This is a genomic window from Paraburkholderia sp. RL17-381-BIF-C (assembly GCF_046026435.1).
GTDB lineage: Bacteria > Pseudomonadota > Gammaproteobacteria > Burkholderiales > Burkholderiaceae > Paraburkholderia.
In genome coordinates this window covers 25260-36627 of sequence record NZ_JARESX010000051.1, presented here as the reverse complement: position 1 = coordinate 36627, position 11368 = coordinate 25260, and the positions used below count along the sequence as shown (strand labels likewise).

9 protein-coding genes are annotated in these 11368 nt (G+C 63.8%); all 9 read left to right on the top strand.

The features are described from left to right. The first annotated feature begins 7 nt into the window (after positions 1 to 7). The 9 genes from P0D70_RS26075 (at position 8) to glmS (ending at position 11357) form a co-directional block, all read left to right on the top strand. Positions 8 to 559: an LpoB-related protein gene (locus P0D70_RS26075; protein ID WP_408186576.1), complete on the top strand. Its 552-nt coding sequence runs from the start codon at positions 8 to 10 to the stop codon at positions 557 to 559. A gap of 78 nt (positions 560 to 637) precedes the next feature. Continuing rightward, complete coding sequence (locus P0D70_RS26070; protein ID WP_408186575.1) at positions 638 to 2050, top strand: PelD GGDEF domain-containing protein; 1413 nt, start codon at positions 638 to 640, stop codon at positions 2048 to 2050. Continuing rightward, positions 2043 to 3053: a hypothetical protein gene (locus P0D70_RS26065; protein ID WP_408186574.1), complete on the top strand. Its 1011-nt coding sequence runs from the start codon at positions 2043 to 2045 to the stop codon at positions 3051 to 3053. The genes P0D70_RS26070 and P0D70_RS26065 overlap by 8 nt, the downstream gene beginning before the upstream one ends. Then, positions 3050 to 4702 carry a GT4 family glycosyltransferase PelF gene (gene pelF / locus P0D70_RS26060; RefSeq protein ID WP_408186573.1) on the top strand — a complete coding sequence of 551 codons (1653 nt, stop codon included), beginning with the start codon at positions 3050 to 3052 and terminating at the stop codon, positions 4700 to 4702. The genes P0D70_RS26065 and pelF overlap by 4 nt, the downstream gene beginning before the upstream one ends. Continuing rightward, positions 4702 to 6075 (top strand): exopolysaccharide Pel transporter PelG, encoded by a 1374-nt coding sequence (pelG, locus tag P0D70_RS26055; RefSeq protein WP_408186572.1) that lies wholly within the window; start codon positions 4702 to 4704, stop codon positions 6073 to 6075. Before pelF ends, pelG begins: the two co-directional genes overlap by 1 nt. A 138-nt stretch (positions 6076 to 6213) precedes the next feature. After that, positions 6214 to 7407, top strand: coding sequence for a glycoside hydrolase family 191 protein (locus P0D70_RS26050; RefSeq protein ID WP_408186571.1), 1194 nt, complete (start codon positions 6214 to 6216; stop codon positions 7405 to 7407). 38 nt (positions 7408 to 7445) lie between these two features. Next, on the top strand, positions 7446 to 8378 hold the full coding sequence (locus P0D70_RS26045; protein WP_408186570.1) for an endo alpha-1,4 polygalactosaminidase: 933 nt from the start codon (positions 7446 to 7448) through the stop codon (positions 8376 to 8378). Between the two features lie 75 nt (positions 8379 to 8453). Then, complete coding sequence (galE, locus tag P0D70_RS26040; protein WP_408186569.1) at positions 8454 to 9476, top strand: UDP-glucose 4-epimerase GalE; 1023 nt, start codon at positions 8454 to 8456, stop codon at positions 9474 to 9476. Positions 9477 to 9539: 63 nt separating this feature from the next. Then, positions 9540 to 11357 (top strand): glutamine--fructose-6-phosphate transaminase (isomerizing), encoded by a 1818-nt coding sequence (gene glmS, locus P0D70_RS26035; protein ID WP_408186568.1) that lies wholly within the window; start codon positions 9540 to 9542, stop codon positions 11355 to 11357. The last annotated feature ends 11 nt before the right edge of the window (positions 11358 to 11368 follow it).

Genomic DNA, 11368 nt, shown 5'->3' with positions numbered 1-11368 from the left:
ATTCTTCATGTACGGCATTAAACGATTGGCTCGTGCGAGCGCCTGGTGTGTCGCGGCAACCGCGCTGGCGGTGCTGGTGAGCGCATGCGGCTCGGTGCATCAGACCTCGGGCCCCGCGCTCGCGCGCGGCGACAAGGTGGCGGTGGTGTCGATCGCCAACTACACTGAAACGCCGGATGCCGGACATAGCGCCGAATCGATCGCGGCCAACACGCTGCGCGCGGGCGGTATCGCCGACGTGCGCATCGCGCCGGCCGACGCGAACCGCAATTCGCTGTTCGACACGACGCAGCGTGCCGACAGCGACAAGTCGCTGGAATGGGCGCGTTCGCAGAACGCCCGCTATGTCCTCTCGGGCGCGGTCGAAGAATGGCGCTACAAGACCGGCGTGGATGGCGAGCCGGTGGTCGGCGTGACTTTCGAACTGATCGATGTGTCGAACGGCGCCGTGGTGTGGAGCGCGACGGGCACGCGTACGGGCTGGAGCCGCTCGGGTCTCTCGAGCGTGGCGACCTCGCTGATCGCCAAGGTTCTGTCGCCGTTGCAAGCGCGTCAGTAAGCTTATTCCCAAGGTTTCGGCTTGCGCCTGACATGCAGGCCGCAAGCTGAAACCCGACCTGTATAAAAGGAAATGGCCGTGAATACCGCAGCCGTGGAAAACAACCCGGGCGCATCCAAGCCGCGCCATGCGCATCCGTTCGGCAATCTCGGACGCGTGCGCCGCTTTCTGGCGCCCGCGGTGGCGCGGCCGTTCGCGATCGTGGAGACTGTCGTGCTCGTGCTGGTCGTACTGGCCGTGGCCCGCTGGCTTCATCCGGAAGACCCGTTGCTGCTGCACTCCGGTTTTCCGTGGCTGTGGCTGGTGTCGCTGCTGGTAGCGCTGCGCTACGGCAGCCTGCTCGGCCTGCTGACCGGGGCTTTTATGCTCGGCGCATGGGCGCTCTTTTACCCGCATGGCGGCCCGTTCCCCGCGTTGTATTTCGCGGGCGGCCTGATCCAGACGATTCTCGCCGGGCACTTCGGCGATACGTGGGGCAGCCGCGCCGAGCGCGCGTCCTCGCTGAACGATTACCTGAACGACCGTCTCGTCGCATTGACCAACAGCCACTATCTGATGCGGCTGTCCCACGAGCGGCTCGAAAAGGACCTGCTTTCGCGCCCGACCACGCTGCGCGACTCGATTACCGAACTGCGCCGCCTGTCCGTCTCCAACGATACGGCGCTCGCCGTGCCGGCGGTCGCCAAGGAAGGCCACCCGCTGGGCGGCGCGAGCGGGTTGCTCGAATTCGTCGCGCAGGCCTGCCAGATCGAGGTCGCGGCGCTGTATCCGGTGCGTGACGGCAAGCTCGGCGCCGAGGCGATCGCACGGATCGGCGACGCATTCGAACTCGAAATGCACGACGAACTCGTGATGCACGCGCTCAACACGCTGAGCGTCGCGCACCTGAAGAACGAAGACACGGTCGTGCCGGTCAGCCAGTACCTGGTCTGCGCGCCGCTGGTGTCGGCGGACGGCGAGCTGCGCGCGCTGCTGGTGGTCAAGCGCATGCCGTTCCTGTCGCTCAATTTCGACAATCTGCAACTGTTGCTGGTGCTGCTCGGCTATTACGCGGACGGCGTCGAGCATTCGGCATTCGTGCAGCGCATTCTCGACCGTGTGCCGAACTGCCCGTATGAATTCGCGCTCGATCTGAGCCGTCTCGCACGTCTGCAGCAAAAGGCGGGCGTGGCGTCGTCGCTCGTCGCGCTGGCGTTCCCGCGCGATGAAGAGGGCGACTCGCTGTTCGAGCACGTCATGCGCCGCCGTCGTTCGCTCGACGTGATGTGGCCGGTGCAAACAGCCAGGCAGTCGGTGCTGGTGAATCTGATGCCCGCCACCGACACGACCGGTATCGACGGCTATCTGGCCCGTATCGAAGCCAGCCTGACGGCACAGTTCAACACCGACCTGGAACGCGCGCGCGTGGGCGTTCATACGCTCCACCTCGAGGGCGACGATCCGGGCGCGGCGCTGGTGCGTCTTCTCAAACGAAGCGGCCTCGATGTCTAAGACACTTTCTCTCATCGTCAGCGTGCTGGCGGCCGTGGTGGCCGTGATCGTGCAATACCTGGCGATCGCGAGCCTGCTGCAACCGGCCGGCGCGATCGATCCGCTGCTGCGCTTTCTGGCGCTGCAGGCGGTGGCCGGACTCGCCGAGGCGGTCGCGTTCCGCTTGTGGTTGCCGCTGAATTATCGCGAGCCGCGGGCGCTGTCGTTGCTGTTCCTGTGGTTCGCCTGCACGTTCGTGCCGCTGTTCGGCGGCCTCGTGGTGCTGACCAGTTGCATCTGGGCGGCGCTCTTTCCGGCCGGCAAGGAGAGCGATCAACTCACCGACGTGCCGCGCCCGGAATTCGTCACGTACCTGGTGTCGCGCGTGTCGCATGGCGGCGGCGCGCGGCTGCAGGCGCGCCTCGCGAATACCCAGGTCTCGCCGACCGACCGCCTGTCCGCCCTCGTGGCGATCCAGAGCATGCCGACCCGCACCACCGGCACGCTGTTGCGTGAGTTGCTGGCCGACCCGCTCGAAGACATTCGCCTGATCGCTTACGGCACGCTGGATCACGCCGAAAACGAAATCATGCAGAAGATCTTCCGCACCAGCAAAGCGCTGGAGGTGACCGGCAACGACACCGAGCGCCACGCGCTCAACCGCATGCTGGCCGAGCTCTATTTCGAACTCGTGTACCAGAACCTGGTGCAGGGCGCGGTCTACCGCCACACGCTGCAACAGGCCGACCGCTATGCGCAGACGGCGCTAGAAACCGATCCGACCGATGCCGCGCTGTGGCTGATCCGCGGCCGTCTCGCATTGGCGAACGCGTTGCCCAATGCCGCGCACGAATACATCGCGCATGCGCTCGAACTCGGCTTTCCGCGTGAACGGCTGGTGCCGTGGCTCGCGGAAGCCGACTTCCTGCGCGGCGACTACGCGCGTGTCTCGCAGCTTCTCGCATCGCTGGGCAATGCTGCCGCGTTGCCCACACTCAAACCGGTTGTGAAGTACTGGTCATGATGAAAGAACTCCCGATCCGGCGTGCCGCCGATGCCGATGTCTGCCTGCTGCTCGAAGGCACGTTCCCGTTCGTGCGGGGCGGCGTGTCGAGCTGGGTCAATGAAATGATCCGCTCGTATCCCGAGACGCGCTTCGCGATTGTCTTTATCGGCAGCCGGGAACAGGACTACAACGGCGTGGCGTATGCGCTGCCGGACAACGTCGTGCATCTCGAAACGCACTACCTGTACGAGCAGGCCGTGGCGGACTTTCAACCGCGCGCGGTGGCTGGCGACGCCGCCGCGTTCGCGCGCTCGCAGGCCTTGCACGACGCCCTGCGCGATCCGCGCAAGGCCCACGACGCCGGCGAACTGATGGCGAGCATGATCCCGATGCTCGGCGCGCACGGCGCGCTGAACGAGGAACAGTTCCTGTCGAGCCGCGCGGCATGGGACACCATCGTCGATCAGTATCAGAAGTACTGTACGGATCCGTCGTTTACCGACTACTTCTGGACCGTGCGGATCATGCACAAGCCGTTGTGGCAACTCGCGCGCGTCGCCGAGCAGTTGCTGCCCGCGCGTGTCTATCACACCGTATCGACAGGATATGGCGGTTTTCTCGGCGCGCTGATGCATTACCGCACGGGCCGTCCGTTGCTGATCTCCGAACACGGCATCTATACGAAGGAACGCAAGATCGACTTGCTGCAAAGCCAGTGGATTCGCGATAACCGGGGTGTGTTCGAACGCGATATTTCACGCGTCAGCTATTTCCGCGAACTGTGGGTGCGTTTCTTCGAAGCGATCGGCAAGCTCGCGTACGACGCCGCGGACGACATCGTTGCGCTGTACGAAGCGAACCGTTTGCGCCAGGTCACCGACGGCGCGCGCGCCGAGCGTACGCAATGCATTCCGAACGGGATCGACGTCGACGCGCTGGGCCCGCTGGTCGCGCAACGCAAGCCGCGTTCGCACCGCGTGGTGGCGCTGATCGGGCGCGTCGTGCCGATCAAGGACATCAAGACTTTCATTCGCGCGATCTTCATTGCGTCGCGCACCATGCCGGATCTCGAAGGCTGGATCATCGGACCGGAAGAAGAGGATCCCGCGTATGCGCTCGAATGCCGTGCGCTCGTGGAGAGTCTCGGGCTCGGCCGCAATGTGAAGTTCCTCGGCTTTCAGCGTATCGACGACATGCTGCCGCAAGTCGACGTGATCGCGCTGACCTCGATCAGCGAGGCGCTGCCGCTGGTGGTGCTGGAGGGTTTCGCGGCCGGCGTGCCGGCCATCACGACGGATGTGGGTTCGTGCCGTCAACTGATCGAAGGCATGGATCCGGAAGATCGCGCGCTGGGTTCGGCCGGCATGGTGGTTCAACTCGCGGATCCGGCGGCATTCGCCCAGGCGGTGCTGTCGCTGCTCGCCGACGAGACCCGCTGGCATGCCGCGCAGCAGGCAGGACTGGCGCGCGTGCGCCGTTATTACACCAAGAAGCAGATGATCGACCGCTATCGCACGCTGTATGAGCGCCTTGCCGCCATGCCGGATCGCGAGCGCAACGGCAAGGCCGCCGACGCGGCGCGCTGCCCGATGCACCATGGCAATCAATCCAAGGCCGAGCCGCGCGTGCAGCCGGTGCAGCCCGTTCAATCGCAGGAGACACGCTGATGGCGGGTATTGGCTTCGAATTGCGCAAGATCATGCGCCGCGACACGCTCGCGGGCGTGGCGCGCGCTTATGCGTACGCGGGCCTGATCAGTTCCGGACCGCTGATCCTGTCGATCTTCGGCATCCTGATCATCGGCTTGATCAGTCTCACCTCGGTGATTCCGACCTTCGCGATCGTGCAGTTTCAGGTGTCGGTCACGTATCTGATCGCGCTCAGTCTGATTCTGACCGGGCCGCTGCAACTGTCGTTCACGCGGTTCATTTCCGATCGCCTGTTCGAAAAGCGCGATGACCTCGTGCTGTCGAACTATAACGGCGTGGTGCTGGTGTCGTCGATTCTCGCCAGCGTGGTCGCGGTGATCGCGATGCTGGTGGGCTTCCGCGCGGAGCCGCTGATCTACCGCTTGCTGATGATCACGGGTTTTGTCGTGGTCAGCAATATCTGGATCGCCGTGATTTTCCTGTCGAGCGTGAAGCAGTATCGGCAAATCCTGCTGGTGTTCGCCGTGGGCTATGCGTGCGTGGTGTGCCTCGCGCTCGCGTTGAACGGCTATGGACTCGTTGGTCTGCTCGGCGGCTTCGTGGCGGGACACATCGTTCTGCTCGCCGGATTGTCCGGCCTCATCTACCGCAATTACCGCAGCGAGCGTTTCGTTTCGTTTGAAGTGTTCGAGCGGCGCTTCGCCTATCCGAGCCTGGCGCTGGTCGGCTTGTTGTTCAACATCGGCGTGTGGCTCGACAAGTTCATGTTCTGGTATGCGCCGGGTACGGGCGCCGCGGTCATCGGGCCGCTGCGCGCCTCGGTGATTTACGACATTCCGATTTTTATCGCCTACGTGTGCGTGATGCCCGGCATGGCGACGTTCCTCGTGCGTATCGAGGCGGATTTCGTCGAGTACTACGACGCCTTCTACGACGCGGTGCGCAGCGGCGCGACCCTGCGCCATATCAACGAAATGCGCGACATGATGGTGGGCAGCGTGCGTGCCGGTCTGTACGAAATCATCAAGGTGCAGGCAGTCGTGCTGTTGCTGATCATCGCCTTCGGCGAGCGCGTGCTGGGCTCGCTCGGCATTTCGCCGCTGTATATGCCGCTGCTGGTCGTCGACGTGGTGTCGGCGAGCTTGCAGGTGCTGCTGCTGGGCCTGCTCAACGTGTTCTTCTATCTCGACGGGCGGCGCGTCGTGCTGCGGCTCACCGGCGCATTCGTCGTGCTGAACGGACTGTTCACGGGCATTACGCTGCGACTCGGGCCGGACTTCTACGGCTACGGATTTGCACTGGCGTTGCTGGTCGTGGTGGTGGCAGCCGTGAAGGTGCTCGACCGCAAATTCATGTCTTTGGAATACGAAACGTATATGTTGCGGGGTTGAAGAAAAAGGCGTTGCTGTTTTCGACTCAGCCTCGCGCTCGGCCTGCTGTTGCAAAACGGTGAGAACGTGGCGCGCTTCGCGAGTCGAGCCGGCGCGCCCGAACCCTCAGGCTGACACCGTTCGACTCCGGATTCCACCATGCATCAGTATCACCTTGGCCCGCTTTTGCGGGCCGCCCGCGCGCGCCTTGCCTTCCATGCCCATTCTAGCGATCGTGTAGCGCGCCGATGGATCAGCACGGCTGCCGTCGTCGCCGCTTCCGGCTTGATGGCCGCTTGCGGCGGAGGCGGGGGCGGTGCGTCCGGCTCGGGTGGCTCGACTGCGGCATCGGCGTCGCCGGCGAGCGGCAGTGGGACTAACGCCGCCAACTCGACCAACTCGACCAACTCGATCGGTTCAACAGGTTCGACGAACGCGAATACCAATACCGGCACCACCACCCAACCGATGAGTCCCGCGCCGGTGATCTCGTCCGCCCGCGCGTTGCCGGTCTCGCCGGTTTGGGCGGTCTATTACGGGTGGGGCAGCGCGATCGACATCGGGCAGGCCGCGGCCATGTTCAAGCTGATCGTGATCGACGCGGATCCGGGCACGGGCACGCCTGCCTTTTCCGCCGCGCAGATCGCGGCGTTGAAGGCGAATGGCGCGAAAGTCCTCAGCTATCTGAATTTCGGCGCTTGCGAGAAATCGCGGACTTACTGGAACACGGTGCCCTCGGGCTTCGTGTCGTGCGGCGCGAATACCTCGGCGCAAATCAGCAAATATCAGGGCTACCAGGAATACTGGATGAACCCCGCCAACGCCGACTATCAGAATCTGATCGTCAACTACGTGGCGGCGCGTCTTGCGGCAACCGGTGTCGACGGGTTCATGCTGGATAACTTCGAGATCGTCGGACACGGCGCCAGTTCGTCCGCCGCTCCATGCGATGCGACGTGTGCGCAGGGCGGGCTCGATCTCGTCAAGCAACTGCGTGACCGTTTTCCGGATCTCGCGCTGGTGCCCAACGCCGCGCCGGTAGAGGCTATCGGCGGGACCACGGGAGGCGTATCGTTTCCGTGGCTGATCGACGGCGTGATCGCCGAGCAGGTCTTCCTGCCGTCGACGAGCACGTCCGTGGTGCAACAGTTGAAGTCGTGGCAAAGCACCGAGCAGAACCTTGGGCGCAGCGGGTTCTTTGCGGGATCGCTCGACTACACGTCGTCATGCACGGCGAGTTCGACCGCGCAAACCGCGTGGACGGCCGCGCAGCAGGCGGGATTCAGTCCGTCGATCTCGACGGTGTCGCTCGACAGCATCTGCTGGTGGTCGTTCCTGCCGTCAGGCAGTTAGCGCCCGCGGTCTGATGCGGGCGGCTTCGCCCATACAACATGAAAGAGGACCTGGCTTTGCCTGAGCACGATCACGACCACGACCACGACCGACGTTGTTCTCCCTTGCGCGCATTGCTGCGGCGTGTGAGCCGGCTCGCGCGCATGGCCGCGCTCGGCGCGCTGGCTTCGGTGGCGCACGCGCAGGGCGCGGCGAACGCGCCAGTGGGGCCTTCGGTGGCGCTGTACTACGGCGCGAATCCGCCCGTCGAAGACCTGGCGCCATTCGACGTCGTGGTGATCGAACCCGACGCGCGCTTCGATCCACGTGCGCATGCGAAGGCGCATCCGGCGTGGTTCGCCTATGTGAGCGTGGGTGAGGTGAACCCGCATCGCTCGTATTACAGCGCGATGCCGTCAGCGTGGATGCCGGGTGTCAATGAGGCGTGGGCTTCGCATGTGGTCGATCAGACGGCGGCCGATTGGCCGGCGTTCTTCGTGGACAAGGTAATCGCGCCGCTATGGAAAAAAGGCTATCGCGGCTTTTTCCTCGATACGCTCGACTCCTACCACCTGATTGCCAAAACCGACGCCACGCGAGCCGCGCAGGAAGCGGGGCTAGTGCGGGTCATCCGTGCGATCAAGACGCGTTATCCGCGCGCGAAGCTGATCTTCAACCGCGGCTTCGAGGTGTTGCCTCAGGTCCATGATCTCGCCTACGTGGTGGCGTTCGAATCGCTGTATCGCGGTTGGGACGCAGGCAAGCAGCGCTATACGGACGTGCCGCAGGCCGATCGCGACTGGCTGTTGAAGCAGGCCGCGATCATCCGCGATCAGTACAGGCTGCCGGTGCTCGCCATCGACTACTGCGATCCCGCCGACGAATCATGCGCGGCCGCCACTGCCGCGCGTATTACCGAAGCCGGGATCGTGCCTTACGTGACGGACGGCGGACTCGCAACCGTCGGCGTGGGTCCGGCCGAACGGCAATGAGCGGCAATGAGCGGCAATGAGCGGCACTGAGCGGTCGAGCCGCTCGAGTTGAATCGATATAAAGGGGATTTTCGCATGGCTTTGAAAGGCACGATTCTGGTAACCGGCGGCGCCGGCTTTATCGGCTCGCATACCTGTGTCGAATTGCTGAACGGCGGCTACGACGTGGTCGTGGTCGATAACCTCGTCAATAGCAACCGCGAATCGCTCCAGCGCGTCGAGCAGATCACCGGCAAGCGCGTGGCGTTCTACGAAACGGATTCGCGCGATGAAGCCGCGTTGCAACGCATTTTCGACGCCCATCCCGTGACCGGCGCGATTCACTTCGCGGCGCTCAAAGCGGTGGGTGAGTCGGTCTCGAAACCGATCGAGTATTACGACAACAATCTCGGCAGTCTGCTGACGCTGCTCGCGGTCATGCGTGCACGCAATGTGAAGCAGTTCGTGTTCAGTTCGTCGGCCACCGTGTACGGCGTGCCGAAGACCTCGCCGATCGACGAATCGTTTCCGCTGTCGGCCACCAATCCGTACGGCCAGACCAAGCTGATTGCCGAACAGGTGCTGCGCGATCTGGAAGTGTCGGATCCGTCGTGGCGTATCGCCACGTTGCGCTATTTCAATCCGGTTGGTGCGCACGAAAGCGGTCTGATCGGCGAAGATCCGGGCGGCGTTCCGAACAACCTCATGCCGTATGTCGCGCAAGTGGCGGTGGGCAAGCTGGAGAAGCTGCGGGTGTTCGGCGGCGATTACGACACTCCGGACGGCACCGGCGTGCGTGATTACATCCACGTGGTGGATCTCGCGCGCGGACACCTGGCCGCGCTCGACGCGCTGGTCGAACGCGATGCGAGCTTCGTCGTGAATCTCGGCACGGGGCAGGGCTATAGCGTGCTGGACGTGGTGCGTTCGTTCGAAAAGGCGTCGGCGCGACCGGTGCCTTATGAAATCGTGGCGCGCCGTCCAGGCGACGTGGCGTCCTGTTTCGCCGACCCGGCCGCCGCTGAAAAGCTGCTCGGCTGGCGCGTGCAGTACGGCATCGAACGTATGTGCGCGGACCACTGGCGCTGGCAGTCGACCAATCCTGCCGGTTACGCCTGAGGCTCAGCTCGATCCGGGGCGGCTCGCCCCATCCGATACAACATCTCGTGGGAAAGCAATTTTATGTGTGGCATTGTCGGCGCGGTAGCGCAACGCAACATCGTCCCGGTTCTGATCGAAGGACTGCGTCGTCTGGAGTATCGCGGCTACGACTCGTGCGGCGTCGCCGTGCTGGCCGCGGCCGGTCCGCGCCGCGCGCGCAGCACCGCGCGGGTCGCGGACCTCGATACGCAGGCGCGCGAGACGCATCTCGAAGGCGGCACGGGCGTCGCGCACACCCGTTGGGCGACGCACGGCGCGCCGGTCACGGACAACGCGCATCCGATCTTTTCCAAGGACGAACTGGCGCTGGTGCACAACGGCATCATCGAAAACTACGAGCCGTTGCGCGAGATGCTGCGCGCCAAGGGCTATGTGTTCGTTTCGCAGACCGACACCGAAGTGGTCGCGCACCTCGTGCATAGCCTGTATCGCGGCAATCTGTTCGAGGCGGTTCGCGAAGCGGTGAAGCAGCTGGACGGCGCGTATGCGATCGCGGTCGAGCACAAGGCTCATCCGCATCTCGTGGTGGGCGCGCGGCAAGGTTCGCCGCTGGTCGTCGGCCTCGGTGAAGGCGAGAATTTTCTCGCTTCCGACGCATTGGCTTTGGCCGGCGAGACCGAGCGCTTCATCTTCCTGGAAGAGGGCGACGTGTGCGAGTTGACGCTTGAAGGCGTGCGGGTCGTGAGCCGCGAAGGCGCCGACGTGCGGCGTGAAGTGCGCACGGTCGCAGCCTATGGCGGCGGCGTGGAACTCGGGCCGTACCGGCATTTCATGCAGAAGGAAATTTTCGAGCAGCCGCGCGCGATCGCCGACACGGTGCCGCAAGGCGAGTCGCTCGATGCCTCGCTATTCGGCGAACAGGCGGCGGACGTGTTTGCGAATATCGACAGCCTGTTGATTCTCGCTTGCGGTACGAGCTATTACTCGGGACTGACGGCCAAGTACTGGCTCGAATCGATCGCGAAGATTCCGACGCAGGTCGAAATCGCCAGCGAATACCGCTACCGGGATTCGGTGCCCAATCCGAAGGCGCTGGTGGTGGTGATTTCCCAATCCGGCGAAACGGCCGACACGCTCGCAGCCTTGAAGCATGCGCAGTCGCTGGGGCATACCCATACGCTGTCGGTTTGCAACGTGGCGACTAGCGCGATGGTGCGACTCACGTCACTGTCGTTTCATACGCACGCGGGCCGCGAGATCGGTGTGGCATCCACGAAGGCGTTCACCACGCAGCTGGTCGGCCTGTTCGTGCTTGCCGCGACGTTGGGCAAGATCCGCGGCACGGTGAGCGCCGCGCAGGAAGCCGACTATGTGCGCCAGTTGCGCCATCTGCCGGCTGCGTTGAACGCCGTGCTGGCGCTGGAGCCGCAGATCATCGCGTGGTCGGAGAAGTTTTCCGGGAAGGAAAGCGCGCTGTTCCTCGGACGCGGTTCGCACTATCCGATCGCGTTGGAAGGAGCGCTCAAGCTCAAGGAGATTTCGTACATTCATGCGGAGGCTTATCCGGCCGGTGAGTTGAAGCATGGGCCATTGGCGCTTGTTACGGATGCGATGCCGGTCGTGACGATCGCACCGAACGACACGCTGCTCGAAAAGCTGAAGTCGAATCTTCAGGAAGTGAAGGCGCGTGGGGGCGAACTGTATGTGTTCGCCGACGCCGACACGCGCATCGGCAGTGAACCCGGCATTCACGTCATCAGAATGCCGGAGCACTATGGGCCGTTGTCACCGCTTCTGCATGTGGTGCCGTTGCAGTTGCTTGCTTACCATACGGCGTGCGCGCGTGGGACCGATGTCGACAAGCCGAGAAATCTGGCGAAGTCCGTTACGGTGGAGTAGGGCGCCGTTGA

Coding starts and splice junctions, on each gene's coding strand:
- P0D70_RS26075 (WP_408186576.1), top strand. CDS start 8: ATGTACGGCATTAAACGATTGGCTCGTGCGAGCGCCTGGTGTGTCGCG.
- galE (WP_408186569.1), top strand. CDS start 8,454: ATGGCTTTGAAAGGCACGATTCTGGTAACCGGCGGCGCCGGCTTTATC.
- P0D70_RS26050 (WP_408186571.1), top strand. CDS start 6,214: ATGCATCAGTATCACCTTGGCCCGCTTTTGCGGGCCGCCCGCGCGCGC.
- pelG (WP_408186572.1), top strand. CDS start 4,702: ATGGCGGGTATTGGCTTCGAATTGCGCAAGATCATGCGCCGCGACACG.
- P0D70_RS26045 (WP_408186570.1), top strand. CDS start 7,446: ATGAAAGAGGACCTGGCTTTGCCTGAGCACGATCACGACCACGACCAC.
- glmS (WP_408186568.1), top strand. CDS start 9,540: ATGTGTGGCATTGTCGGCGCGGTAGCGCAACGCAACATCGTCCCGGTT.
- pelF (WP_408186573.1), top strand. CDS start 3,050: ATGATGAAAGAACTCCCGATCCGGCGTGCCGCCGATGCCGATGTCTGC.
- P0D70_RS26065 (WP_408186574.1), top strand. CDS start 2,043: ATGTCTAAGACACTTTCTCTCATCGTCAGCGTGCTGGCGGCCGTGGTG.